The following is a 24,407-nucleotide window of genomic DNA, read 5'->3' as shown; positions in this document are numbered from 1 at the left end:
ACGGGCACGAGGGGCGGCCGGCGAACCGGCCGCCCCTTCTCCCCGCCCGCGCGCCCGGCAGCTGTCGGCGCCCCGGCCCGGCCCGGGCGTCAGCGCAGAGGCATGCGCGGGAACCGGCGTTCGCCCTCCGCCCGGTCCGCGGCCTTCCTCGCGGCCTCCTCCGCCTTGGCGACGGCCGCGTACTGGTCGACGTACTCCTGGCCGGACAGAGTGAGGATCGCATACATGATCTCGTCCGTGACGGCGCGCAGCACCGCCTTCTCGTTCTCCATGCCGGCGTAGCGCGAGAAGTCGAGGGGCTCGCCGAAGCGGATCACCACCGGGTGGATGCGGGGGACGACCTTGCCGGGCGGCTGCGCCTCGAAGGTGCCGATCATCGCGCAGGGGATCACCGGGACCCCCGCCTTGAGGGCCATCACCGCGACACCGACCTTGCCCTTGTAGAGGCGGCCGTCGTGCGACCGGGTGCCCTCCGGATAGATGCCGAGCAGTTCCCCCCGGCGCAGCACGCCCAGGCCCTCGCGGATCGCGGCCCGGCCCGCCTCCTTGCCGGAGCGGTCGACCGGGATCTGGCCCGCGCTGCGGAAGAACGACGCCGTCAGCCGCCCCTTGATGCCGGGACCGGTGAAGTACTCGGCCTTGGCCAGGAACGTGATGCGCCGCTTGAGCACCGCGGGCATCAGGAAGTGGTCCGAGAACGACAGGTGGTTGCCCGCGACGATGGCCGGGCCGGACGACGGCACGTGCTCCAGGCCCTCGATCCGGGGCCGGAACACCAGCCTCAGCAGCGGACCCAGCAGCACGTACTTGAGCAGGTAGTAGAACAAGGGCACGCTCCTCGACTCTGGCGGACGGGCGGGGCCGCCGCGTTCCAGCAGGTCAACCGGCACCTCGTGCGGGTGCCAGTGTAGGACCGGTCGGGGTCGCCCGGCACCACGTCGACGCGGCCGGGACGATTCCCGTCGGGGACGGCTGAACCCCCGTCAGGAAACGCGGGGCCGGGGCTCGTGCGGCTGGGGAGGGCCAGGGCACCAGCCTGCGGCGGGTACCGCCCGCGGCGGCAACCCGATCGGCCGTCGTGACCGCCGCACCGGCGGCGGGCCGGCCCGGACGAGTAGGGTCGGAGGCATGCGGATCTCTGTTTCCTCCGACATGGACGAGCCCGTGGCCCGCGCCCTCGTCGCCGAACTGCGTGAGCGCGGGCACGAGGTGCGCCCGCACGGTGCCCTCAGCCCCGGGGACGACCGGCAGTGGGCGGTCTGCTCCGAGGTCGCGGCCCGCGAGGTCGCCGACGGGGTCGCGGACCAGGCGGTGGTGTGCTGCTGGACCGGTACGGGCGCCTCCATCGCGGCGAACAAGGTGCCGGGCGTACGGGCCGCGTTGTGCACGGACGCATACACCGCCGACGGGGCCCGCCGCTGGAACGACGCCAACGTCCTGGCGCTCGGCTTGCGGCTCACCTCCGAGCCGCTCCTGAAGGAGATCCTCGACGCCTGGTTCGCCGGTGCACCCAGCGAGGATCCGGAGGACCGGGGCAACGTGGACCGCCTGGGACGCCTGGACGCGGAGCGGGGAGCCGCCTGACGCGGCGCGACGGGACCGGACCGTGTCCTGAGCGGCCGGCCGGTCACAGGCGCACGATGATCAGCGCCGTGTCGTCCGTGGCACCGCCGGGCGGCAGCAGCTCCCGCAGCACGGTGTCCGCGAGCGTCTCCGGGTCCTGGGTCCGGTGGCGTCGCAGGGCTTCGGCCAGCCGCGCCAGTCCGGTGTCGATGTCCTCGCCGCGCCGCTCGACCAGACCGTCGGTGTACAGCGCCAGGATCGCCCCCGGCGCGTATCCGGTCGCCGCCTCCGGCCGCGGCCGCGGATCGGGGTAGGCGTCGAGCGGCGGGTCGGTGGCCCGGTCCAGGAACTCCACGCGGCCGTCCGCGTGGACCAGCACCGGCGGCGGATGCCCGGCACTGCTGTACGTGATGGTGCGCCGGTCGAAGTCCACGAAGGTGGTGACCGCGGTCGCCGATTCGGCACCGTTCACCACGTGCGCGTAGCGCCCCACGACGTTCAGCGCCTGGGCGGGACCCTCCGCCACGCGGGACGCGGCCGTCAGCGCGCTGCGCAGCTGGCCCATGACACCGGCCGCCTCCAGGCCGTGCCCGACCACGTCGCCGACGGACACCGCGATGCGGTTCCCGCCCACCAGGTCGACCAGGTCGTACCAGTCCCCGCAGACGTTGAGCGAGCCCACCGCCGGCCGGTAGCGCACCGCGGCGCGCTGCCCGCCCACCTGGCGGCGGGCGGGCAGCATCGCCTCCTGGAGGGCCAGCGCGACCTCCCGCTCCCGGGCGTGCGCCAGCTGCAGCCGGTGGTTGAGCTCCTGGAGCTCGCGGGCGCGCGAGTACAGTTCGGCCTCCAACAGGCGGTCCGCGCCGCCGCCCGGACGGCCGCGCGCGCGGATCAGCTCGGTGACCTCCTCGACCCGGTGCACGATCAGGACCACCTTGCCCTCGGCGCCCAGCACCGGTGTGTTCACCGGGCTCCAGTAGCGCTTCTCCCACTCACCGGGCCGGTCGGCGCTCTCCACGTCGTAGCGCTGGAGCGCCATGGTGTCGCGTTCACCCGTGGACAGCACCCGGAACAGCGAGGCCTCCAGGTTCCGCGTCCCCGTGGCGTGCGGGTCGTTCGGGTTGTCCGGGAAGACGTCGAAGAGGTAGCGGCCCACCAACTGGTCCCGGGACCGCCCGCTGCCACGTGCGTACGCCTCGTTGACGTCGGCGTACACCAGTTCCGGGGTGAGCAGCGCCACCATCCCGGGAAGGGCCTGGAACACCGCGGCGTAGTCGATCGCCGTTTTCGCCATGGCCACCGCCTCACCGCCGGAACATCCCGGTTTCACGACTTGCGGGACTCGAGCATATGCCTGACCACCCCGAAGGGCGCGGTTCCGGGGTCACTCCGCCACCCCGGCCAGGGACAGTTCGGCCCAGATGATCTTCCCGTCGGGAACGAAGCGGGTGCCCCACCGCTGGGCGAGCTGGGAGACCAGCAGCAGCCCGCGCCCGCCCTCGTCCGTCGCGCGGGGATGACGCAGGTGGGGCGCCGTCGCCCCGCCGTCGAACACCTCGCACACCAGCGCTCGTTCGCGGATCAGCCGCAGCCGGACCGGTCCGCTCGCGTACCGGATCGCGTTGGTGACCAGTTCGCTGACCACCACCTCCGTCGTGAAGGCCAGGTGCCCCAGCCCCCAGTGCTCCAGCCGGCGGGTGGCCGTCCTGCGCGCCTCGGCCACCAGGGCCGGGTCCGAGGCCAGCTCCCACACCGCCACCTGACCGGGGCCGAGGCGCTTGGTGCGGGCCATCAGCAGTGCCACGTCGTCGTAGGGGCGGGCCGGCACCAGGGCCTCCACCACCGACCGGCAGCACTCGTCGAGCGAGGCCCGGGCCCCTTCGAGCGCCCGTCGCAGCCGGTGCCGGTCCACGTCGACGGCCCAGGTCTCGCCGCTGGCCAGCAACCCGTCGGTGTGCAGGGCGAGGGTGCTGCCCTCGGCCAGGGTCAGCTCCACCGATTCGAACGGCGGGCCGCCCACCCCCAGCGCCGGCCCCTGCGGCAGCTCGACGAACCCGACCGTGCCGTCGGGCAGCACCAGGGCGGGCGCGGGGTGGCCGGCGGCGGCCATGGCGCAGTGCCCGTCGACGGGGTCGTAGATCACGTACACGCAGCCGGATCCCACGGACTGGCCGTAGGCGCCCTCCGGATCCGCGCCCTCGTCGCGCGCCGAACGGGCCACCAGGTCGTCGAGGTGCGCGAGCACCTCCTCGGGGGGCAGGTCCAGCGCCGCCAGGGTGCGCACGGCGGTTCGCAGCCTGCCCATCGCCGCTGCGGCGTCGATGCCGTGCCCGGGCACCTCGCCGACGACAAGGGCGACGCGCGCCCCGGACAGCGGGATGAGGTCGTACCAGTCACCACCGAGACCGGTCAGCTCGTCGGCCGGCCGGTAGCACGCCGAGACGTCGACGGCGTCCTGATCGGGCAGCCGGCGCGGCAGCAGGCTGCGCTGGAGGACGAGCGCGGCGTCGCGCTCACGGGTGTAGCGGCGCGCGTTGTCCACACAGACGGCGGCGCGGGAGACCAGGTCCTCGGCGAGGCTCAGGTCGTCCTCGTCGAAGGGGTGGTGGCGGCGCCGGAAGAACGTGGTGACGCCCAGGGTGACACCCCGGGCGCGGATCGGCACGATCATCACGCTGTGCAGGCCCAGCTCCAGGAACGTCGCCTCCCGGCCGCCCGGGGCGCCCACCGCCCACTCCACGGCGAGCGGATCGAGCCGGGCCTGCAGCCAGGACCGGCCGGTGGTCAGGCACCGCACCGGCGGCGAGCCGGCCGGGTAGGCCACCACCTCGCCGGTCTCCACGGCCGTGCGCGGCAGGTCCTCGTGCCGCGATCGGTGGCCGGCGCGGCGCAGCGGCACCCGGTCGGAGTCCGCGAGCGGCCCCGGTGGGAGCTCCGCTCCCCGCAGCACCGTCTCCAGCAGGTCCACGACGACGTAGTCCGCGAGTTCCGGGACCGCCACGTCGGCCAGCTCCTGCGCGGTGCGCGTGATGTCCAGACTGCGGCCGATGTGCTCGCCGGCCCGGTCGAACAGATCCAGCCGCTGGCGGGCGCGGTGCTCCTCGGTGACGTCCACGACCGTGTAGTACACGCCCATCGGCCGGCCCCGGTCGTCGTCGAGCCGGGTGAACGACAGCATGTGCGCGGTCTCCCGCAGCGGCGCCGCGCGCACGCGGCCGACGTGCTGGTACCCGACCACCGGTTCGCCGGTCTCCAGCACCCGCCGCATCTGGGCCTCGACCGACACGGCGTCCATACCGGGCTGGACGTCGGCGAAGCGCAGCCCCAGGCGCCGCGGGGCCGGCCCGCCGCCGAACTGTTCCAGGGCGGGGTTGGACCACACGAAGCGCAGATCCGTGTCCACGATCGCGATGCCGACCGGCGAACCGGCGACCATCTGCTCCAGCACGGCGCGGCTCATGGCCCAGCCGGGGGCCCCGCCGAGCTCCGACAACAGGGCCACAAGCGAGGTGCGGCCGAGCTGTTCCACGGTCGGCGTGATCCGCACCATGACCCTGACCGGCCGCCCGTCCCTGTGCCGGGCCGTCATGAGCCCCGCCCAGCCGCCGTCCTCGCGGCCCCGTTCCACCAGCTCGGGCACGCGCTCGGCGTCCTCGGCGGTCAGCAGGTCTGCCAGCTTGGTGCCCACCGCCTCGGACGCCGGGTATCCCAGCAGGCGCTCGGCCGGACCGGTCCAGCTCGTGACCATGCCCTGCGGGTCGAGCACCACAGGCACGGCGTCGGCCACGTCGAAACCCTGCCGGGCAACGTCCCGCTCCTCGTGTCCGCCCACGGCCGACCTCTCTGTCGCTGAGAGTGGTCTACCACCTCATGTCCCCCATCTTCACCCTTGGGGCGGGCGGGCGGCTTCTCGAGACGAGGACGGCGGCGCGGACGGCACCCCGAAGGCACCGCCCCGCACGGACGCCGGTGCCCGGGCGGCGTTCTCGGTCGGCGGCCCGGGCACCGCCCCGCGCTACTGCCCCAGCACCTTCTCCAGGGTGCCCAGCGCCTCCTGGAGCTCCTCCGACGTGATCGTCAGCGGAGGCGCCAGGCGGATGGTGGAGCCATGGGTGTCCTTGACGAGGATGCCCTCCCGCATGAGGCGTTCGCTGACCTCGCGACCGGTGCCCAGGGCGGGGTCCACGTCCACGCCCGCCCACAGGCCGCGGGAGCGGAAACCGACGACGCCCTTGCCGACCAGCGACTGAAGGCCGTCGCGCAGCACCACGCCCAGCTCGGCCGCCCGGCGCTGGAACTCGCCCGTCTCCAGCAGATCGACCACCGCCGTGCCGACCGCCGCGGCCAGCGGGTTGCCGCCGAAGGTGGAACCGTGCTCGCCGGGGTGCAGCACCTCGAGCACCTCGCGCCGGGCCACCACCGCCGACACCGGGACGATGCCGCCGCCCAGCGCCTTGCCGAGCAGCACGACGTCCGGCACGACCGACTCGTGCTCCACGGCGAGCGTGCGCCCTGTGCGGCCGAGGCCCGACTGGATCTCGTCCGCGACGAACAGGCAGCCCTTGCGGCGCGTCAGCTCCCGCACACCCGCAAGATAGCCGTCGTCCGGAATGATCACGCCGGCCTCGCCCTGGACCGGCTCGATCAGCACGGCCGCCGTGGTCTCGTCGACCGCCGCCTCCATCGCCGCGAGATCGTTGTAGGGGACGACACGGAAGCCCGGTGTGAACGGGCCGAATCCGGTGCGGGCGACCTCGTCCGTGGAGAAGCTGACGATCGTCGTGGTCCGGCCGTGGAAGTTGTCCGCCGCGACCACGATCGTCGCCCGGTCGGCCGGGACGCCCTTCACGTCGTAGGCCCACTTGCGGGCCACCTTCACACCGCTCTCCACCGCCTCGGCGCCCGTGTTCATCGGCAGCACCATGTCCAGGCCGGTCAGCGCGGCCAGCCGCTCCGCGAACTCCGCGAGCCGGTCGTTGTGGAACGCCCGCGAGGTCAGCGTGAGCCGGTCCAGCTGGCGGTGCGCGGCCTCGATCAGCGCCGGGTGGCGGTGGCCGAAGTTGAGCGCCGAGTAGCCGGCCAGCATGTCGAGGTAGCGCCGGCCCTCGACGTCCTCCACCCAGACGCCCTCCGCACGGGAGACGACCACGGGCAGCGGGTGGTAGTTGTGCGCGAGGACCGGCTCCTCCGCGCCGATCAGCTCGGCGGACGAACGCGTACGGACGACAGAGGTCATGAGCGGATCTCCTGGGTGCAGCACTTGATGCCGCCGCCTGCCTTGTGGAACTCCGACAGATCGACGGGGACGGGAACGTAACCTCGGTGGGTGAGCTGGGCGGCGAGGGCCGTGGCCTCCGGCGCGATGAACACGTGGCGCCCGTCGGAGACGGAGTTCAGGCCGAAGGCCATCGCGTCTTCGCGGGTCGCGATCACCGCATCCGGGTACAGCCGGGCGAGCACCTCGCGGCTGCCCGGCGAGAACGCCTCCGGGTAGTACGCGATGTTCTCCTCGTCCAGCACGAACAGCGCCGTGTCCAGGTGGTAGAAGTACGGATCGACCAGCGTCAGGCCGATCACCGGCACCCCGAAGAACTCCTGCACCTCGCGGTGCGCCTCGCGGGTGGTGCGGAACCCGGTGCCGGCGAGGATCCAGCGCCCGGCGGGCACCAGGTCTCCCTCGCCTTCGCACACCGACTCGGGATGGTGGACGTCGTAGCCCTCCGCCTTGAACCAGGTCTCGTACGGCAGGGACTCGGGGCGCCGCTCGGGCGCGTGGAACAGCGAGCCGAAGACGCGGCCCTCGACGACGACCGCCGCGTTCGCGGCGAACACCATGTCGGGCAGACCGGGCAGCGGCTTCACGTTCTCCACGGTATGGCCGTGGTCGCGGTAGGTGTCGATCAGCGTCGCCCACTGGCGCTGGGCCAGGGAGATGTCGACCGGACGTTCGGGATGCATCCAGGGGTTGATCGCGTACTGCACGGCGAAGTGTCTGGGTTCGCAGACGAGATACCGCCGCCGCCGCGGCACACGGGAGTCGGGCACAGAGGGGTTCCTCCGCTTCCACACGGTGTCGACAAGGGGTGACACCACGGTAGAAAGCGGTCCCGACGGGCGACAAGGAACAAGAGCTGCGAGCTCGCGCAGCGATGCTGCGCAGATTCCCCCGTCCGCGCAGGACTGCTGCGTCCTCAGGGGGCGGGGTGGCTGGCCCCCGCGTCCGGACTGTCCGGGATCAGGTGGGACAGCACCATCACACTGATCGTCTTGCGGATGAACGGCTCCGCGCGAATGCGCTCCAGCACCTCCTCGAAGTGCTCCACGTCCCGCGCCCGCACGTGCAGCAGCGCGTCCGCCCCACCGGTCACCGTCATGGCGGCGGCGATCTCGGGATGGTTGCGCACCACCTCGGCCAGCCGCCGGGGCGGTGCCGCGCCCTCGCAGTAGACCTCCACGTACGCCTCCGTGCGCCAGCCCAGGGCCGAGGGACGCACCGTCGCCGTGAACCCCGTGATCACGCCCGTCTCGCGCAGCCGGTCCACCCGGCGCTTGACCGCCGTCGACGACAGTCCGACGGCCGCACCGATCTCGGCGAAGGACGTCCTGGCATTCGCCATCAGCGCGGTGATGATCTTCCGGTCGAGCTCGTCGAACGGCGCGGGCCTGCTGTTCATGCGGGCACTGTATCCAGCGCGGGGTCCGCCCGCGTCCGGCCCGTGTCCCTGTGCGGAAAAGCCCCCTACACTCCACGTTCATGCTGCGCGTCCTGGCCGTCGACGACGAACGTCCCTCGCTGGAGGAACTGCTCTACCTGCTGAATGCGGACCCCCGCGTCGGCAGCGCGGAGGGCGCCGGCGACGCGACCGAGGCCCTGCGCCGCATCAACCGCGCCCTGGAGTCCGGACCCGGCGGACCCGAGGCGATCGACGTCGTCCTGCTCGACATCCAGATGCCCGGACTCGACGGACTCGACCTCGCCCGGCTGCTCTCCGGGTTCGCCCGGCCACCGCTCGTCGTCTTCGTCACCGCCCACGAGGACTTCGCCGTCCAGGCGTTCGACCTCAAGGCCGTCGACTACGTCCTCAAGCCGGTCCGCAAGGAGCGGCTCGCCGAGGCGGTCCGCCGCGTCGTCGAACTGCTGGCCGCCGACCAGCGCGGCGACAGCGCCCCGCGCATCCCCGTGCGCGAGCCCGACCCCGACCACCTGCCCGTCGAGCTCGGCGGCGTGACCCGGTTCGTCGCCGTCGACGACATCACGCATGTCGAGGCCCAGGGCGACTACGCCCGCCTGCACACCGGCAAGGGCAGCCACCTGGTCCGGATCCCGCTGTCCACCCTCGAGGAACGCTGGCGTTCCCGGGGCTTCGTCCGCATCCACCGCCGCCACCTGGTCGCCCTGCGCCACATCGGTGAGCTCCGCCTCGACGCCGGCAGCGTCAGCGTCCTGGTCGGCTCCGAGGAACTCCAGGTCAGCAGGCGCCACGCCCGCGAGCTGCGCGACCTGCTGATGCGCCGCACCACGAGCTAGGGAACGACCGCATGCCCCAGGACCCCACCGAACGCCGCGTCGTCGTCACCGGCCCGCCCCGCCGCGCCCTCCCTCACGCCCGGCTCCGCTCGCGCGGGCGGTACCCCCACGCCTTCGGCTACTACCGTCCGCGCACGGAGATCGACGAGCAGACCACCCTCGGCCACACCTACGTCCGCTCCCTGATGCGCATCCAGCTGCGCACCGGTCTCACCGTGTTCGCCGTCCTCGTGCTGCTCGTCGGCCCGCTGCCCCTGGTCTTCGCCACCGCCCCCGACGCCCGCCGCCTGGAGTGGGCGGTGCTCGGCTTCGGACTGTACGCCCCCCTCGTCCTGCTCGCCCGCTGGTACGTGCGCCGCGCCGAACGCAACGAACGCGACTTCGTGCGGCTCGTCGAGGACCGCTGAGACCGGGACCCGCAGGGCCGTGAACTCCAGCTACTCCGTCCCCGCCGTCGCCCTCGTAGTCCTGGCGACCGTGCTCGTCGGCGCCTTCGGGCTGCGCGTCTCCCGCACCACCTCCGACTTCTACGTAGCCTCCCGCACCGTCGGCCCGCGCCTCAACGCAGCCGCCATCAGCGGCGAGTACCTCTCCGCCGCCTCCTTCCTGGGCATCGCCGGACTTGTCCTCGTCCAGGGCCCCGACATGCTCTGGTACCCGGTCGGCTACACCGCCGGGTACCTCGTCCTGCTGCTCTTCGTCGCCGCCCCGCTGCGCCGCTCCGGGGCCTATACCCTGCCCGACTTCGCCGAGGCCCGGCTCGCCTCGCAGGCGGTGCGGCGGCTGGCGGGCGCCTTCGTCGTCGGCGTGGGCTGGCTGTACCTGCTGCCCCAGCTGCAGGGCGCGGGACTGACCCTGACCGTACTGACCGGGGCGCCGGACTGGCTCGGCGGAGTGATCGTCGCCGTGGTGGTGACCGTCATCGTGGCCGCCGGAGGCATGCGCAGCATCACCTTCGTGCAGGCCTTCCAGTACTGGCTCAAGCTGACCGCCCTGCTCGTCCCCGCCCTCTTCCTGGTCCTCGCCTGGCAGAGCGACGGAGCCCCGCGCCCCGCCTTCGACGAGCCGGCCGCCCTGCGCGAACAGCGCGTCGTCCGCATCGACGAGAGCCTCGACCTGCGGCTGGAGAAGCCGCTCCCGGTGGAGGTCACCGGCACCGTGGACGGCCGCGCGCACGACGCCGCCGCATTCCGGCTGTCCGCCGACACCCACCGCATCGAGGGCGGCACCCGTCTGACCCTCGACCCGGGTACCGAGGTCCCCGCCGCCGGGCGCGGCGCCGACGACGCACTGTCGCCGTCCCGGGCCGAGTCCCGCGAGGAACGCCCGCTCTACGCCACCTACGGGCTGATCCTCGCCACCTTCTTCGGCACCATGGGCCTGCCGCACGTCGTGGTCCGCTTCTACACCAGCCCGCACGGGGTCGCCGCCCGCCGCACCACCGTCGCCGTCCTCGGCCTGATCGGCGCCTTCTACCTGCTGCCGCCCCTCTACGGAGCCCTCGGCCGCGTCTACGCCCCCGAGCTGGCCCTCACCGGCGACGCGGACGCCGCGGTGCTGCTGCTGCCCGAGCGGATGATCGGTGGCCTGGGCGGCGACCTGCTCGGCGCACTGGTCGCCGGGGGCGCCTTCGCCGCGTTCCTGTCCACGGCGTCCGGGCTGACCATGGCCGTGGCCGGGGTCCTCACCCAGGACGTCCTGCCGTCCCGGGGCGTGCGGCACTTCCGGCTCGGCACGGTGCTCGCCATGGCCGTGCCGCTCGCCGCGAGCACGCTGGTCGGCGGGCTCCCCGTGGCGGACGCCGTCGGGCTGGCCTTCGCCGTGTCGGCCTCGTCGTTCTGCCCGCTGCTGGTCCTCGGCATCTGGTGGCGCCGGCTCACCCCGCCCGGCGCCGCGGCCGGGATGCTGGTGGGCGGCGGATCCGCGTTCCTCGCCGTCGCCGCGACCATGGCGGGCCATCCGGGCGGGGGCGCCCTGCACGCCCTGCTGGCCTGGCCCGCGCTGTGGTCGGTGCCCTTGGGCTTCCTCACCATGATCCTGGTGTCCGTGGCGACCCCCGGCCGGGTGCCGCCCGGGACGGCCGCGGTGCTGGCCCGGTTCCATCTTCCGGAGGAACTGCGCTCGGAGGTGCCGGCATGAGCGGATTCCTTGCGGGCCTGCTGGTCGCCGTGCTGCCCCTGCTGGCGGCCGGGTTCTGGCTCGGCCGGCGCACCGCCCGCCCGACCAGCCTGGCCGGCCTCGGGACTCCCGTCGAGCACGCCACCTTCGAGACCCTGCACACCGCCTCCCTGGCCGCCCCGCCGCTGCGTGCCGGTCTCACCGAGGAGACCGCCCGCAAGTCCGCCCGCAAGCTGCGCTCCCTGCTCGGCACGGACGCGCTGTGCCTCACCGACCGTGATCGGGTCCTGGTCTGGGACGGGGTCGGCGCCCACCACCGCGCCGAGATTGTGGACCGCCTCGCGGGCCCGCTCGACAGCGGCCGGGGCGAGGCGTTCCGACTGAGCTGCGACACCCCCGACTGCACCGTGCGCTGGGCCGTGGTCGCCCCGCTCACCGTGGACGACCGGGTGCACGGAGCGCTGGTCGCCTGCGCCCCACGCGAGTCCGCGGTGCTGGTCAGGGCCGCCGGAGAGGTCGCCCGCTGGGTCTCCGTCCAGCTCGAACTGGCCGACCTCGACCAGTCCCGCACCCGCCTCATCGAGGCCGAGATCAAGGCGCTGCGGGCGCAGATATCCCCGCACTTCATCTTCAACTCGCTCGCCGTGATCGCCTCGTTCGTGCGGACCGACCCCGAGCGCGCCCGCGAGCTGCTGCTGGAGTTCGCCGACTTCACCCGCTACTCGTTCCGCCGGCACGGCGACTTCACCACCCTCGCCGACGAGCTGCACGCCATCGACCACTATCTGGCGCTCGTACGGGCACGCTTCGGCGACCGCCTGGCCGTGACCCTCCAGATCGCCCCCGAGGTGCTGCCCGTCACCCTGCCCTTCCTCTGTCTCCAGCCACTCGTGGAGAACGCCGTCAAGCACGGCCTGGAGGGCAAGGCCGACACCTGCCGCATCCAGATCACCGCGCAGGACGCGGGCGCCGAGGCCCTGGTCGTCATCGAGGACGACGGCGCCGGAATGGACCCCGGCCTGCTGCGCCGCATCCTCGCCCACGAGGTCAGCCCTACGGGCGGCATAGGGCTGTCCAACGTCGACGACCGGCTCCGCCAGGTCTACGGCGACGAGTACGGGCTCGTCATCGAGACGGCCGTCGGCGCGGGTATGAAGATCACCGTCCGCCTGCCCAAGTACCAGCCGGGCGTGCACTCGGCGGGCCGCCTCACCCCGAAGTGAGCCGGACACCGCGCGGGGGAGGGTGTCAGGTGCTGCGGGTGGCCACCATCCCGAGGGTGATCAGGCCCAGGACGACCCAGCCGAACCACAGCCAGCCGTTGCTGCCGAGCCCCACCGTGTAGGCCGTGACGACGACGAGTCCGCCTACGGTGAGCGCTCCCATGGTCTTGGTGGAGGTGGAACCGTTCGTGGAACCGGGCATCGCAACACCCTCCTCAAGGTTCGGTTCCCTCCATGGTGCCCCCACCACGCCCGGTGCTGTACGGGAAGCTCAGTTCCCGCGTGCGTGCAGCGAGGCCAGATAGGCGTTGTACGCCTCGAGCTCCTTGTCCCCGTCCCGGTCCGCGGCCCGGTCCTTGCGCCTGGCCTGGCGCTGGTCGGAGGCGTACCACTGGAACAGCAGCGCGATCAGCACCAGCACCGACGGGACCTCGCTGAAGGCCCAGGCGATGCCGCCGGCCGCGTTCTGGTCGGAGAGCGCCTCGATGCCGAGCGAGGCGGGCGGCTCGCGGAACGTCTCGATCATCGGCGTGGACGCCATCATCAGCGCGATGCCGAAGAAGGCGTGGAACGGCATGCCCGCGAACAGCTCCAGCATCCGCATCAGGTAGCCGGGCCGGTGCGGACCCGGGTCCACGCCCATGATCGGCCAGAAGAAGACCAGGCCCACGGCGAGGAAGTGCACCATCATCGCGACGTGTCCGACCCTGGAGCCCATCAAGAAGTCGAACAGCGGGGTGAAGTACAGCCCGTACAGGCTCGCGATGAACATCGGGATGGTGAACACGGGATGGGTGATCACCCGCATGTAGCGGCTGTGCAGCAGCATCAGCAGCAGCTCGCGCGGGCCCTTGGTGCCCCGCGCGGCCGGCGGCAGCGCCCGCAGCGCCAGCGTGATCGGGGCGCCCAGCAGGATCAGGATCGGCGACACCATGCTGATGACCATGTGCTGCACCATGTGCACGCTGAACATGACCATGCCGTAGTCGTTCAGCCTGGTGCACATCATCAGCCCGATGCTCAGCACACCGGTGACGAACGCCACCGTCCGCCCCACCGGCCACTTGTCGCCGCGCCGGGTCAGTCGCACCACACCCCAGACGTACAGGGCCAGGCCCAGCAGACAGGCGACGAGGAAGAACGGGTCCGCCGACCACGCGAGCCCTCGCCCCAGCGTGAACGGCGGCAGATCCGTCATCGTGCCGTGCCCGCTGTGATCCATCCGCCGGCTCCTGTTTCGTGGGGGTGTGCGCTGTCTGTCCGCACCCAGATTAGAGCCGCCCCCGGTCGCCGCTGCGACCGGGGGCGGTTTCGCCGACCTGGTGCTAGAGCACGACCTGCGCCTCGGCGTAGCGCTCCGCGGGGACCGTCTTCAGCGTCTCCACGGCCTGGGCCAGCGGCACCGTCACGATGTCGGTCCCGCGCAGCGCGGTCATCCTGCCGAACTCGCCCCGGTGCACCGCCTCCACCGCGTGCCAGCCGAACCGCGTGGCCAGCACCCGGTCGTACGCCGTCGGGGTGCCGCCGCGCTGGACGTGACCGAGGATGACCGGCCGCGCCTCCTTGCCGAGCCGCGACTCCAGCTCCACGGAGAGCTGCCGGGCGATCCCCGCGAACCGCTCGTGACCGTAGATGTCCTTGCCGCCCTCGTCGAACTCCATGGTCCCCGGCCTGGGCTTCGCGCCCTCGGCGGCCACCACGATGGCGAACCGCTTGCCGGCCGAGAAGCGCTCGCCGACCCGGGCGGTCAGCTCCTCGATGTCGAAGGGCCGCTCGGGCACCACGATGGCGTGCGCGCCGGCCGCCGTGCCGGAGTGCAGCGCGATCCAGCCGGTGTGACGGCCCATGACCTCCACGATCAGCACGCGCTGGTGGGACTCGGCGGTGGTCTTCAGCCGGTCCAGGGCCTCGGTCGCCACCCCGACGGCCGTGTCGAAGCCGAAGGTGACGTCCGTGACCGCGATGTCGTTGTCGATGGTCTTCGGCACGCCCACTATCGGCAGGCCGTTGTCGGACAGCAGCCGGGCCGCCTTCAGCGTGCCCTCGCCGCCGATCGGGATGATCGCGTCGATCCCGAGTTCCTGTACATGGCCCTTGGCCCGCTGCACTCCGTCGCGCAGATGCTCGGGACGCACCCGGGAGGAGCCGAGGATGGTGCCGCCGCGGGCGAGGATGCCGCCCACCGCGTCCAGGTCCAGCTTGAGGTAGTCGCATTCCAGGAGGCCCTTCCAGCCGTCCCGGAAGCCGATGACCTCGTCGCCGTGGTCGACGACGGCGCGGTGCACGACGGACCGGATGACGGCGTTCAGGCCGGGGCAGTCGCCGCCGGACGTGAGGACACCAATGCGCATAGCCCGAAACAACCTTCTCAACGTGGGCCGGGACCGGACCGCGCTGTCCGGCTCGATCCCCGCCACCCTAGCGGCATCAGGGGCGGGGGCAGCACCATGCGTCCGCCTGCTGGACGACCCCGCTCACCTGTGCGGACGAGTCGTCAGACGGGCCGGTCACACCTGCCCGGCGACGAGGTGCACGACGCCTCGGGAGGCCCCGTCGCACCGCGCCGCCGGGCGGGGGACGTCCCGTGCCTACGACGGCTGCTGGGCGGCGGCGATGCGCTCGTCGCGCAGCGCCTCGTACCAGCGGTCGTCGGTCGGCGGCAGCGCGTTGACGTCGAGCGCCAGCTTCAGCAGCAGGTCCGCGATCAGCGGGTTGCGGGCCAGCACCGGACCGTGCATGTAGGTGCCGAACACGGTGTCGTTGTACGCGCCCTCCGTGCCGTCCCCGGTGCCGTTGCCGTTGCCGAAGCGCACCCGGGCGAACGGGCGGGCCGTGGGGCCGAGATGGGTGACGCCCTGGTGGTTCTCGAACCCGGTCAGCGGGGGCAGGCCGAGCCGGTCGTCGATGTCGGCCAGCACGTCACCGACGCACCGGGCGCCCTCGCCGCGCACGGAGACCACGTCGAGCAGGCCGAGGCCGGGCTCGCGCTGACCGAGATCGTTGATGAACTCGTGGCCGAGGATCTGGTAGCCGGCGCACACCGAGAAGACGATCGCGCCGTTGCCCACCGCCCGGTGCAGGCCGCCGTCCCGGCGCAGCCGCTCGGCCGCCAGCCGCTGCGGACGGTCCTCACCGCCGCCGATCAGGTAGATGTCGCCGGAGGTCGGGATCGGCTGGTCGCTGCGCACGTCGAGCCGGGCCACGTCCAGGCCGCGCTGCCGGGCCCGGCGCTCCACGACGAGGACGTTGCCCTGGTCGCCGTAGGTGCTGAGCAGGTCCGGGTAGATCCAGACGACCCGTAGCTGGTTGTCGCTCACTTCAAGTCCCCAGAGGTGTCGTGGTCAGTTGCCGACGCGTCGGCGCAGATCCTGGAAGGCGGTGTAGTTGGCGATGACCTCGATCCGGCCCGGCGGGCACAGCTGCACCGCATGGTCGAGGTTCTCGCACACCTGGAACTGCTGGTCCGCGACCTCCAGACGCACCGCGAGGTCCAGTTTGCGGTCGCCGATGACGCAGATCGGGTGGCCCGTCAGCCGCGTGTAGTCGACGTCCCACAGCCAGGAGGTGTCGGTGCCGTCGGCGGAGCGCGCGTTCACCGAAAGGATCACGGGGGTGGGCGGCGGGTCGATGAGGGAGAAGGTCTCCAGCCAGCCCGCGGGGTTCTTGGCGAGCAGCAGCCGCAGGTCGCGCCCCTGGAACTGGACGACGTCGTAGCGGCCGGCCACGGCCTGCACCTGGTACATGCGCTCCAGGGCGACCTGCGGCGGCACCCCGAAGACGGCGGCGACGGCCGCGGAGCTCGCGGCGTTGGCCTTGTTGGCACGGCCCGGCAGCTGGAGGTGGATCGGCCAGGCGGAGCCGTGCGGGTCGAGCACGTGGTCGCCGGAGAGCGCCCAGCTCGGGGTGGGCCGGCGGAAGCCGCACTCGCCGCAGAACCAGTCGTCGCCGGGGCGCTGCATCACACCGCCGCAGGCGGGGCAGGACCAGGCGTCGTCCTTCCACATCTGCCCGGCCGCGACCCAGATCACGTTGGGCGAGGACGACGCGGCCCACACCACCAGCGGGTCGTCCGCGTTGGCGACGATCACGGCCTTGGACCCGGCCAGGCCCTCGCGCCAGTTCTCCGCGAGCATGCGGGTCTCGGCGGCGCGGTCGAGCTGGTCACGGGAGAGGTTGAGCAGGGCGATGCACTTGGGGTCGGTGTCCCGGGCGACCCCGGCGAGGTACTTCTCGTCGACCTCGATCACGCCGAACTTCGCGTCCGAGCCGCCCGCCAGCGCCGAGGTGATGCCGGCCGGCATGTTGGCGCCGAGCGCGTTGGAGACCACCGGTCCCGCGGCGCGCAGCGCCTCGGCGATGAGCCGGGTGGTCGTGGTCTTGCCGTTGGTCGCCGAGACGAGGACGCAGTCCAGGTTCTGGGCGAGCCGGGCGAGGAGGTCGGGGTCGAGTTTCAGCGCGACCCGGCCGCCGATCACCGAACCGCTGCCGCGCCCCGCGGCGCGGGATGCCGCCGCGACCGCCCTGCCCGCGGTCACGGCCAGCTTGGCCCGCGGCGTGAGCGGGTCCGAGTTGCCTGCCATCAGTTCTCGATCCTCCTTGCGTACGCGCCGCGCCTGGTGCCTGACGGCCACGTGGTGTGAGCCTCAGCCTATCGAGATCCATTCGCACTCCAGAACCGCGGCACCACCATGAGACCGGCGTTGCTGGGAGGACCGTACTCTTGCCGCCATGCGACACGGCTCCATCCCGGGCGCCCACGGGCGGGTCCGGCCCCTCACCCTGCTCGGCGACCCGGTGCTCCACGAGCCCTGCCGGGACGTCACCGACTTCGGCCCCGAACTGGCCCGGCTCGTGGAGGACTTGTTCGCGACGATGTACGCGGCGCGGGGCGTGGGCCTGGCCGCGAACCAGGTCGGCGAGCCCCTCAGGGTGTTCGTGTACGACTGTCCCGACGACGAGGACGTGCGGCACCTCGGCCACGTCGTGAACCCGCGCCTCGTCGAGACGGACGGGGTCGTGGTGCGCGGCCCCGAGGGCTGTCTGTCGCTGCCCGGCCTGGAGGCGGGCACCGAACGCCATGACCACGCGGTCGTGGAGGGATTCACGACGACCGGCGAACCGGTCACCGTGCACGGCACGGGCTTCTTCGCCCGGTGTTTGCAGCACGAGTGCGACCACCTGGAGGGCCGTGTGTACGCCGACCGCCTGACCGGCTGGCGCCGGCGCAGACTCCTGCGCCGGGCCGCCCGGGCGTCCTGGAACAAACAGGGCGTTACTGGGGCATAGGCCCCGGCGTGACGAAGCGAGGGGCCGGTCACCGGCGGGCGGCGGGTCAGAAGCCCGGGCCGCCCACCCGGTCGCCCGCCGCGGCCAGCCGCCCCCACAGGAGGTCGGCCAGGCTGCGGACCAACTCGGCCCGGGAACACGGGCGTTCACCCAGCCACCAGTCGCCGGCGGCGTGCATCATGCCGACGATTCCGTGCCCCCACACCCGGGCCAGCTGCTGGCTGCCCGGCCCGAGGTCGAGCCGCTCCTCGATGACCCGCGCCAGTTCCTCGCCCATCCGCCGCAGCAGCGGGGCCGAGTGCTTGCCGACGTCGAAGCCCTGGTCGCCGTGCGACCCCTCCGCCGGGTGCATCAGGAAGCGGTACACCTGGGGGCGCGCCTCGATCGCCGCGAGGTAGGTGTCCAGCGTCGCCTCGACCCGCTCGCGCCGGTCGGCGGGGGCGTCCAGCGCGGCCCGCAGAGAATCCAGCAACGCGTCGGTGTGCCGCTTGGCGAGAGCGGCGTAGAGTCCTCCCTTGTCACCGAAGTGCCGGTAGAGGATCGGCTTCGTGATGCCGGCCTCGGCGGCGATCGCGTTCATCGAGGCCTGCGGGCCGTCGCGCAGCACCACGCGGTCGGCGGCCTCCAGCAGCTCGCGCCGGCGGCGTTCGGCGGACCGCTGCTGATCGGTCCGCTGTGTGGTGTCCATGAACTCTCCCCACCCATGCTGGTTCGGTGACGCCTGCGCAAACTAGCACTGACGGAACCCGGTGCATCGAACGGGATGCCGACCGGTCCTCGGGAGTTGACTTTTCCTACCCACCGGTAACAGACTCGTGTTACCGCAAGTAACATGCACGTGCGCCGCCGCTGGAGGGGTCATGGCCGAGTTCACCATGGAGCTCAACGACGAACAGAAGGAGGTCCAGGACTGGCTCCACGGCTTCGCCGCCGACGTGATCCGTCCCGCGGCCGCCGAATGGGACGAGCGTGAGGAGACTCCCTGGCCGGTCATCCAGGAGGCCGCCAAGGTCGGCATCTACTCCCTGGACTTCTACGCCCAGCAGTACTTCGACGCCACCGGCCTCGGCATCCCCATGGCGATGGAGGAGCTGTTCTGGGGCGACGCGGGCATCGCCCTGTCCATCGTCGGCACCGGTCTCGCCGCCGTCGGCGTCCTCGCCAACGGCACCGAGGAACAGATCGGCACCTGGATCCCCCAGATGTACGGCGACGCCAACGACGTCAAGGTCGCCGCCTTCTGCTCGTCCGAGCCCGACGCCGGTTCCGACGTGGCCTCCATGCGCACCCGCGCGGTGTACGACGAGGCCAAGGACGAGTGGGTCATCAACGGCACGAAGACCTGGGCCACCAACGGCGGCATCGCCAACGTCCACGTCGTCGTCGCGGTCGTCGACCCCGGCCTCGGCTCCAAGGGCCACGCCTCCTTCATCGTCCCGCCGAACACGCCGGGGCTGTCCCAGGGGCAGAAGTTCAAGAAGCACGGCATCCGCGCCTCGCACACCGCCGAGGTCGTCCTCGACAACGTGCGCGTCCCCGGCTCCTGCCTGCTCGGCGGCAAGCAGAAGCTCGACGAGCGCCTCGCCCGCGCCCATGAGAAGGCGAAGGCGGGCGGTGAGCGCGTGAAGAACGCCGCCATGGCGACCTTCGAGGCGTCCCGACCGGCCGTCGGCGCCATGGCGGTCGGCACCGCCCGCGCCGCGTACGAGGTGGCCCTGGAATACGCCCGGACGCGTGAGCAGTTCGGCCGGCCGATCATCGACAACCAGGGCGTCGCCTTCCAGCTCGCGGACATGCGCACCCAGATCGACGCCGCCCGCCTGCTGGTGTGGCGCGCCTCCTGGATGGCGGTCAACGGCAAGCCCTTCACCGCCGCCGAGGGCTCGATGTCCAAGCTCTTCGCCAGTGAGACCGCGAAGAAGGTCACCGCCCAGGCGGTCCAGATCCTCGGCGGCAACGGCTACACGCGCGAGTACCCCGTCGAGCGGATGCACCGCGACGCCGCGATCTACACGATTTTCGAGGGCACCAGCGAGATCCAGCGCCTGGTGATCGCCCGCACCCTGTCGGGCATGCCCATCCGCTGACGCGGCACGGGCCGGGAGACGACCCGGCGGTGCGGGCGGCACCGCCGGGTTACCCGTGCCCCCTTCCCGGGGAACGTTCGGGTGTGACCGACGCGAGGGAGGACGCGATGACGCGCACGGCCCGGGAACTGCTGCAAGCGGCCACCGGGGAACTGGCCCCCGACCCGGGGGCCAACCCCCTCGTTCCCCTGATCGCCCGGGGTGAGGCGCCCCGCGGCACCCTGGCCGCACTCGCCCTGGAGCAGCGCTGGGTGATCCCCGCCGACCGCCATGCCTTCCTGCTCCTGGCGGACAGGTCCACCGCCGAGCCCCGGGCCGCCGCCTTCTTCACCGCCCTGGCCGAGGGCGAGGCACTGGCGGCCCAGCGCCTGGACGCCTTCGCCGAGCAGTGCGGCGTGGACGCGAAACGGGCGGACGCGTACGACCCCCTCCCGGGCTGCCAGGCGTACCCCGCCTACGTCGCCTGGCTGGCCCTGAACGCGGAACCCGCCGACGCGGTCCTGGCGCTGACCGCCAACTTCTCGGCATGGGGCGGCTACTGCGCGACCATCGCCCGAGCCCTGCGCACCCGCTACGCCTTCCCCGACGAGGCGTGCGCCTTCTTCGACTTCTTCGCCGCACCCGCCCCGGACCTGGACCGCACGGCCACCGAGGCGATCCGGGCAGCGCTGGACACGGGCCGCCTGAACGAGACGCGCGCACACCGGTACGGCCGCCTCCTCCAGAGCTACGAGGCGATGTTCTGGACGACGTTGGCGCAGTCGGCCTGAAGGCCGCGCGCGGCCGTGCCGGCGCGGGGCCGTGTGCGACAGACGGATCCGCCGCGAGCGCGCGAGCGCCCGCACACACCGCCCTCCCGGCGGCGGGCGCGGCACCCCCTACGGCGTGCCCCCGCTGCTGTGCGCGATGCACGCCACGTCGATCCGGTCCGCGAGCTTCGCGAGCTCGATGGTGAGCGCGGCGACCGTGTCCTCGTCGAGCCCGTCCTCCCCGGCCTCCACGAGATGCAGCCACCGCCCGCCCACGGTGCGGAGCAGTTTGCTCACGTCGGCCGCAGACACCTGCAGGTTCCCGCGGTCGTCGACGATCAGAGGCAGAGTCACTTCGCGGTTCACAGACGGGATCGTAGCCGTGGAAGCCTCACGCACCGTGCCAAACCGTGGTGATGTTGCAGAACTCGCGGATTCCGTGCCCGGAGAGCTCACGCCCGTACCCGGAGCGCTTCACCCCGCCGAACGGGAACGCCGGATGGGACGCCGTCATGCCGTTCACGTACACCCCGCCCGCCTCCAGGTCGCGCACGAACCGGTCGACCTCGGCCCCGTCGCGCGTCCACACGTTGGAACTCAGACCGAAGGCGGAGTCGTTGGCGATCAGCACGGCCTCGTCCAGGTCGGCCGCCCGGTACAGGGTGGCCACCGGGCCGAACGCCTCCTCACGGTGGATGCGCATCTCACGGGTGATCCCGGTGAGGACGGTCGGCCGGTAGTACCAGCCGGGCCCGTCCGGCCGCTCACCGCCGCACAGCACGGTGGCGCCCGCCCGCACGGCGTCGTCGACCAGCTCCTCGAGGTCGGTCCGGCCCTGCTCGCTGGAGAGCGGGCCGACCTCCGTGTCCTCGTCCATCGGGTCGCCGACCCTGAGCGCCCTCATCCTCTCGGTGAAGCGCTCGGCGAAGGCGTCGTAGACGTCGGTGTGCACGATGAACCGCTTGGCGGCGATGCAGGACTGCCCGGTGTTCTGCACCCGCGCGGTCACCGCCACCTCGGCGGCCCGGTCCAGGTCCGCGGACGGCATGACCACGAACGGATCGCTGCCGCCCAGCTCCAGCACCGTCTTCTTGACCATCTCGCCGGCCGTGGAGGCGACCGCCCGTCCCGCGGGCTCGCTGCCGGTGAGGGTGGCCGCCTTCACCCGCTCGTCCCGCAGGATGTCGTCGACCGCGGCGGAGCCGACGAGCAGGGTCTGGAAGCAGCCCTCGGTGAAGCCCGCCCGGTGGAACAGGTCCTCGAGGTACAGGGCGGTCTGCGGCACGTTCGAGGCGTGCTTGAGCAGGCCCACGTTGCCCGCCATCAGCGCGGGTGCCGCGAACCGGATCACCTGCCACAGCGGGAAGTTCCACGGCATCACCGCCAGCACCGGGCCGAGCGGCCGGTAACGCACCAGGACCCGCGAGGCGCCGGAGTCCTTCACATCGGCCTCGGCGGGCTCCTCGTCGGCCAGCAGGTCCGCGGCGTGGTCGGCGTACCAGCGCATGGCCTTGGCGCACTTCGCGGCCTCCGCGCGGGCCTGCTTGACCGGCTTGCCCATCTCGGTGGTGATGACGCGGCCGATCTCCCCCTGGTCCTCCTCCAGGAGGTCCGCGGCCCTCTTCATCAGCCGGGCGCGCTCCGCGAAGGCCGTCGCCCGGTACGTGCGGAAGGTGGCCTCCGCGAGCTGGAGCCGACGCTCGATCTCCTCTTCGCCCATGGCCTCGTAGGTCTTGAGGGTCTCACCGTTCGCCGGGTTCACCGTTGCGATGGGCATGGCTGGCCTCCTGGGGACGGGCTGTGCTCCTCGACCTTCCCGCGCGGTGGTGGGGCGCGCAACGCGGGAGGTCTCCTCAGGGCGAGTGCTCCGCCAGCCGGTCGAGAAACGCCGCCTGCGCGCGGACGATCACCTCGCGCGCCTGGTCCAGGGTGAACCACTCCACCCGGTCCACCTCGGGGAACCGAGCCGTCCGTCCCGACCTCGGCGGCCATTCCATCTCGAACGTGCCGGGGACGACGGCCGCCGGATCGAGGTCCGCCTCGACCGCCCAGGCGGTGACGGTCTTGCCGCCGGATTGCCGGACCTCCCCGAGCGGTACGGCCTCCCCGTCCGGCGGTGCCAGCCCCAGCTCCTCACGGAATTCCCGCCGGGCCGCCTCCCAGGCCGGCTCGTCCGTGTCGTACTCGCCCTTGGGCACGGTCCACGCCCCGGCGTCCTTGCGGGCGAAGTACGGCCCACCCATATGACCGAGCAACACCTCCAGGCCGTGATCGGTGTGCCGGAACAGCAGCAGACCGGCGCTCCGGGTCCCCTTCACGGCCGTACCTCCGGGTGTGCCGCGAGCAGGGTCTCCACGGTGTCGGCCTCCTCCGGGCGCTTGTCCTCGCGGTAACGGACCACGCGCGCGAAGCGGAGGGTGACGCCGGCCGGGTAGCGGGTGGAGCGCTGGAGGCCGTCGTAGGCGATCTCCACGACGAGTTCGGGGCGCACGGTGACGACGTACCCGCTCTCGTCGACGGCGAGCTCCCGCAGCCGATCGGTCTGCCAGGCCAGCATCGCGTCCGTCATCCCCTTGAAGGTCTTGCCGAGCATGGCGAAACCGCCGTCGGCGGTGCGGGCGCCGAGGTGGAGGTTGGACAGCTTGCCGGTGCGCCGGCCGTGCCCCCACTCGGCGGCCAGCACCACCAGATCGAGCGTGTGCACCGGCTTGACCTTCAGCCAGGACGCGCCGCGCCGGCCCGCGCTGTAGGGCGCGTCGAGGCCCTTGACCACCACTCCCTCGTGGCCGCGTTCCAGCGTCCCGGCGAGGAACTCCTCCGCCGTGCCCACGTCCTCCGGCCCGGACACCACCGTGCGCCGCACCCGCATCGGCTCCGGGACGAGCCGGGCCAGCTCCGCGTGCCGCTCGGTGAACGGCAGGTCCAGCAGGTCGCGCCCGTCCACGGACAACGCGTCGAAGAACACGGGGGAGACCGGCATCTCCCGTGCGGCCGTGGCCACGTCGACGCGCGAGCCGACCCGCCCCGCGGTCTCCTGGAACGAGCGGGGGCGCCCCGCCTCGTCGAAGGAGATCACCTCGCCGTCCAGGATGAACCGCTCGCCCGGCAACTCCCGGACCGCAGACGTCACTTCGGGCAGCCGGTCGGTGATGTCGTCGAGGGTGCGGGTGTGCACGCGGACCGTGCCGCCGTCGCGGTGCACCTGGACCCGGATGCCGTCCAGCTTCTCCTCGACCGCGCAGGCGCCCAGCTTCTCCACCGCCTCGGCGACCGAGGAGGCGCTGTGCGCCAGCATCGGCAGCACCGGGCGCCCGACGGTCAGACGGAACCGCTCCAGCGCGGGCGGACCGTCCGCCAGCAGCGCCCGGGCCACCGTCTGCAGGGAGCCGGCGAGCATCACCGCGCGCCGCACGTGCTCCGCGGGCGCCTCCGTCGCCCGAGCCAGGCCCTCCACCGCGACGGCGTCCAGAGCCCCCTGCCGCACCTCCCCGGTGAGCAGCCCGAACAGGAACCGCTGCTCGTCCTCGGTGGCCGCGCCCAGCAGCTCGCCGACCAGCCGGGCCCGCTCGGTCTGCGATCCGGGGCCGGACACCTCGCCGAGCCGCGTGAGCAGGGTGTCGACCTCGCGCACCGTCAGCGTCGGCTCGGCGGCCGGGGGGACCGGGCGGCTCAGCACCTTCCAGCCGACGCCGAGCCTGCCCTGCGGCAGCCGGCCCGCCAGGTAGGGGATGACGATCGGCACGTCGTCCGCCTCCGCGTCCCGGAACAGCTCGGCGAGGAGAGCAATCTTCCGGGACCGCGCCGAGGTGGCGGCGACCTCCTGGGACACACGGGCCAGCCGGGACAGCAGCAT

The 24,407-nt window shown here is 72.6% G+C and carries 24 protein-coding genes; 8 read left to right on the top strand and 16 right to left on the bottom strand.

The features are described 5' to 3' along the window. Positions 1-89 precede the first annotated feature (89 nt). Positions 90-827 carry a lysophospholipid acyltransferase family protein gene (locus ACFYOV_RS23135; protein WP_389090242.1) on the bottom strand — a complete coding sequence of 246 codons (738 nt, stop codon included), beginning with the start codon at positions 825-827 and terminating at the stop codon, positions 90-92. Positions 828-1,128: 301 nt separating this feature from the next. Here ACFYOV_RS23135 and ACFYOV_RS23130 point away from each other — a divergent pair, with 301 nt between their 5' ends. Next, on the top strand, positions 1,129-1,584 hold the full coding sequence (locus ACFYOV_RS23130) for an RpiB/LacA/LacB family sugar-phosphate isomerase (RefSeq protein WP_389090241.1): 456 nt from the start codon (positions 1,129-1,131) through the stop codon (positions 1,582-1,584). A 43-nt stretch (positions 1,585-1,627) separates the two neighbouring features. Here the strand turns inward: ACFYOV_RS23130 and ACFYOV_RS23125 are convergent, their stop codons facing one another. From ACFYOV_RS23125 to ACFYOV_RS23105, 5 genes are all read right to left on the bottom strand, one after another. After that, positions 1,628-2,857: a PP2C family protein-serine/threonine phosphatase gene (locus tag ACFYOV_RS23125; RefSeq protein ID WP_389090240.1), complete on the bottom strand. Its 1,230-nt coding sequence runs from the start codon at positions 2,855-2,857 to the stop codon at positions 1,628-1,630. A 90-nt stretch (positions 2,858-2,947) separates the two neighbouring features. Continuing rightward, positions 2,948-5,395: a SpoIIE family protein phosphatase gene (locus ACFYOV_RS23120; RefSeq protein WP_389090238.1), complete on the bottom strand. Its 2,448-nt coding sequence runs from the start codon at positions 5,393-5,395 to the stop codon at positions 2,948-2,950. A gap of 183 nt (positions 5,396-5,578) precedes the next feature. Next, positions 5,579-6,799, bottom strand: coding sequence for an ornithine--oxo-acid transaminase (gene rocD, locus ACFYOV_RS23115; protein WP_389090237.1), 1,221 nt, complete (start codon positions 6,797-6,799; stop codon positions 5,579-5,581). Then, a complete protein-coding gene (gene ddaH / locus ACFYOV_RS23110) occupies positions 6,796-7,608 on the bottom strand; it encodes a dimethylargininase (RefSeq protein ID WP_389090235.1) in 813 nt (270 codons plus the stop codon). Before ddaH ends, rocD begins: the two co-directional genes overlap by 4 nt. A 146-nt stretch (positions 7,609-7,754) precedes the next feature. Continuing rightward, entirely contained in the window at positions 7,755-8,237 is a 483-nt protein-coding gene (locus tag ACFYOV_RS23105; RefSeq protein WP_389090234.1) for an Lrp/AsnC family transcriptional regulator, read from the bottom strand. Positions 8,238-8,317: 80 nt separating this feature from the next. On the opposite strand from ACFYOV_RS23105, the gene ACFYOV_RS23100 reads away from it, so the two are divergent. From ACFYOV_RS23100 to ACFYOV_RS23085, 4 genes are read left to right on the top strand one after another with little or no spacing between them, the layout of a single operon-like run. Next, the gene (locus tag ACFYOV_RS23100) at positions 8,318-9,091 is read left to right on the top strand and encodes a LytR/AlgR family response regulator transcription factor (RefSeq protein WP_389090232.1); all 774 of its coding nucleotides are present in this window, start codon (positions 8,318-8,320) and stop codon (positions 9,089-9,091) included. Positions 9,092-9,102: 11 nt separating this feature from the next. Further along, complete coding sequence (locus tag ACFYOV_RS23095) at positions 9,103-9,498, top strand: hypothetical protein (RefSeq protein WP_389090231.1); 396 nt, start codon at positions 9,103-9,105, stop codon at positions 9,496-9,498. A 19-nt stretch (positions 9,499-9,517) separates the two neighbouring features. After that, positions 9,518-11,230, top strand: a complete 1,713-nt coding sequence (locus tag ACFYOV_RS23090) for a cation acetate symporter (protein WP_389090229.1) — start codon at positions 9,518-9,520, stop codon at positions 11,228-11,230. Next, on the top strand, positions 11,227-12,432 hold the full coding sequence (locus ACFYOV_RS23085; RefSeq protein ID WP_389090228.1) for a sensor histidine kinase: 1,206 nt from the start codon (positions 11,227-11,229) through the stop codon (positions 12,430-12,432). The genes ACFYOV_RS23090 and ACFYOV_RS23085 overlap by 4 nt, the downstream gene beginning before the upstream one ends. 25 nt (positions 12,433-12,457) lie before the next feature. Here the strand turns inward: ACFYOV_RS23085 and ACFYOV_RS23080 are convergent, their stop codons facing one another. The 5 genes from ACFYOV_RS23080 to ACFYOV_RS23060 form a co-directional block, all read right to left on the bottom strand. Further along, positions 12,458-12,634 carry a hypothetical protein gene (locus ACFYOV_RS23080; protein ID WP_389090226.1) on the bottom strand — a complete coding sequence of 59 codons (177 nt, stop codon included), beginning with the start codon at positions 12,632-12,634 and terminating at the stop codon, positions 12,458-12,460. A 69-nt stretch (positions 12,635-12,703) separates the two neighbouring features. Continuing rightward, positions 12,704-13,654, bottom strand: coding sequence for a cytochrome c oxidase assembly protein (locus tag ACFYOV_RS23075; RefSeq protein WP_389090225.1), 951 nt, complete (start codon positions 13,652-13,654; stop codon positions 12,704-12,706). A 103-nt stretch (positions 13,655-13,757) separates the two neighbouring features. Continuing rightward, positions 13,758-14,783, bottom strand: a complete 1,026-nt coding sequence (locus tag ACFYOV_RS23070; RefSeq protein ID WP_389090223.1) for a 6-phosphofructokinase — start codon at positions 14,781-14,783, stop codon at positions 13,758-13,760. A 237-nt stretch (positions 14,784-15,020) separates the two neighbouring features. Further along, positions 15,021-15,749, bottom strand: coding sequence for a type 1 glutamine amidotransferase (locus ACFYOV_RS23065; RefSeq protein ID WP_389090222.1), 729 nt, complete (start codon positions 15,747-15,749; stop codon positions 15,021-15,023). Between the two features lie 24 nt (positions 15,750-15,773). Continuing rightward, positions 15,774-17,012: a MurT ligase domain-containing protein gene (locus ACFYOV_RS23060; RefSeq protein WP_389090221.1), complete on the bottom strand. Its 1,239-nt coding sequence runs from the start codon at positions 17,010-17,012 to the stop codon at positions 15,774-15,776. A gap of 148 nt (positions 17,013-17,160) precedes the next feature. On the opposite strand from ACFYOV_RS23060, the gene def reads away from it, so the two are divergent. After that, entirely contained in the window at positions 17,161-17,718 is a 558-nt protein-coding gene (gene def / locus ACFYOV_RS23055) for a peptide deformylase (RefSeq protein ID WP_389090219.1), read from the top strand. Positions 17,719-17,764: 46 nt separating this feature from the next. On the opposite strand, the gene ACFYOV_RS23050 is transcribed toward def, so the two are convergent. After that, positions 17,765-18,406, bottom strand: coding sequence for a TetR family transcriptional regulator (locus ACFYOV_RS23050; protein WP_389090218.1), 642 nt, complete (start codon positions 18,404-18,406; stop codon positions 17,765-17,767). Positions 18,407-18,578: 172 nt separating this feature from the next. Here ACFYOV_RS23050 and ACFYOV_RS23045 point away from each other — a divergent pair, with 172 nt between their 5' ends. Both ACFYOV_RS23045 and ACFYOV_RS23040 read left to right on the top strand, forming a co-directional pair. After that, the gene (locus ACFYOV_RS23045; protein ID WP_389090216.1) at positions 18,579-19,805 is read left to right on the top strand and encodes an acyl-CoA dehydrogenase family protein; all 1,227 of its coding nucleotides are present in this window, start codon (positions 18,579-18,581) and stop codon (positions 19,803-19,805) included. A 107-nt stretch (positions 19,806-19,912) separates the two neighbouring features. Next, positions 19,913-20,575, top strand: coding sequence for a transcriptional regulator (locus tag ACFYOV_RS23040; RefSeq protein WP_389090215.1), 663 nt, complete (start codon positions 19,913-19,915; stop codon positions 20,573-20,575). Positions 20,576-20,683: 108 nt separating this feature from the next. Here ACFYOV_RS23040 and ACFYOV_RS23035 read toward each other — a convergent pair whose 3' ends face one another. From ACFYOV_RS23035 to ACFYOV_RS23020, 4 genes are all read right to left on the bottom strand, one after another. Next, entirely contained in the window at positions 20,684-20,920 is a 237-nt protein-coding gene (locus ACFYOV_RS23035) for a DUF6213 family protein (protein WP_389090214.1), read from the bottom strand. Between the two features lie 25 nt (positions 20,921-20,945). Beyond that, positions 20,946-22,331, bottom strand: coding sequence for an NADP-dependent succinic semialdehyde dehydrogenase (locus tag ACFYOV_RS23030; protein WP_389090212.1), 1,386 nt, complete (start codon positions 22,329-22,331; stop codon positions 20,946-20,948). 76 nt (positions 22,332-22,407) lie between these two features. Beyond that, positions 22,408-22,872, bottom strand: a complete 465-nt coding sequence (locus ACFYOV_RS23025) for an NUDIX domain-containing protein (protein WP_389090211.1) — start codon at positions 22,870-22,872, stop codon at positions 22,408-22,410. Beyond that, positions 22,869-24,407 (bottom strand): ATP-dependent DNA ligase, encoded by a 1,539-nt coding sequence (locus ACFYOV_RS23020; RefSeq protein ID WP_389090209.1) that lies wholly within the window; start codon positions 24,405-24,407, stop codon positions 22,869-22,871. Before ACFYOV_RS23020 ends, ACFYOV_RS23025 begins: the two co-directional genes overlap by 4 nt.

Origin of the sequence: Streptomyces sp. NPDC005931 (assembly GCF_042871235.1) — a bacterium.
Lineage (GTDB): Bacteria > Actinomycetota > Actinomycetes > Streptomycetales > Streptomycetaceae > Streptomyces.
Note: the sequence above shows the minus strand (reverse complement) of the source record. Positions and strands in the feature narration are given on the sequence as shown.

Coding starts and splice junctions, on each gene's coding strand:
- ACFYOV_RS23130 (WP_389090241.1), top strand. CDS start 1,129: ATGCGGATCTCTGTTTCCTCCGACATGGACGAGCCCGTGGCCCGCGCC.
- ACFYOV_RS23125 (WP_389090240.1), bottom strand. CDS start 2,857: ATGGCGAAAACGGCGATCGACTACGCCGCGGTGTTCCAGGCCCTTCCC.
- rocD (WP_389090237.1), bottom strand. CDS start 6,799: ATGACCTCTGTCGTCCGTACGCGTTCGTCCGCCGAGCTGATCGGCGCG.
- ACFYOV_RS23105 (WP_389090234.1), bottom strand. CDS start 8,237: ATGAACAGCAGGCCCGCGCCGTTCGACGAGCTCGACCGGAAGATCATC.
- ACFYOV_RS23100 (WP_389090232.1), top strand. CDS start 8,318: ATGCTGCGCGTCCTGGCCGTCGACGACGAACGTCCCTCGCTGGAGGAA.
- ACFYOV_RS23095 (WP_389090231.1), top strand. CDS start 9,103: ATGCCCCAGGACCCCACCGAACGCCGCGTCGTCGTCACCGGCCCGCCC.
- ACFYOV_RS23085 (WP_389090228.1), top strand. CDS start 11,227: ATGAGCGGATTCCTTGCGGGCCTGCTGGTCGCCGTGCTGCCCCTGCTG.
- ACFYOV_RS23080 (WP_389090226.1), bottom strand. CDS start 12,634: ATGCCCGGTTCCACGAACGGTTCCACCTCCACCAAGACCATGGGAGCG.
- ACFYOV_RS23075 (WP_389090225.1), bottom strand. CDS start 13,654: ATGGATCACAGCGGGCACGGCACGATGACGGATCTGCCGCCGTTCACG.
- ACFYOV_RS23070 (WP_389090223.1), bottom strand. CDS start 14,783: ATGCGCATTGGTGTCCTCACGTCCGGCGGCGACTGCCCCGGCCTGAAC.
- ACFYOV_RS23060 (WP_389090221.1), bottom strand. CDS start 17,012: ATGGCAGGCAACTCGGACCCGCTCACGCCGCGGGCCAAGCTGGCCGTG.
- def (WP_389090219.1), top strand. CDS start 17,161: ATGCGACACGGCTCCATCCCGGGCGCCCACGGGCGGGTCCGGCCCCTC.
- ACFYOV_RS23050 (WP_389090218.1), bottom strand. CDS start 18,406: ATGGACACCACACAGCGGACCGATCAGCAGCGGTCCGCCGAACGCCGC.
- ACFYOV_RS23045 (WP_389090216.1), top strand. CDS start 18,579: ATGGCCGAGTTCACCATGGAGCTCAACGACGAACAGAAGGAGGTCCAG.
- ACFYOV_RS23040 (WP_389090215.1), top strand. CDS start 19,913: ATGACGCGCACGGCCCGGGAACTGCTGCAAGCGGCCACCGGGGAACTG.
- ACFYOV_RS23030 (WP_389090212.1), bottom strand. CDS start 22,331: ATGCCCATCGCAACGGTGAACCCGGCGAACGGTGAGACCCTCAAGACC.
- ACFYOV_RS23020 (WP_389090209.1), bottom strand. CDS start 24,407: ATGCTGCTGTCCCGGCTGGCCCGTGTGTCCCAGGAGGTCGCCGCCACC.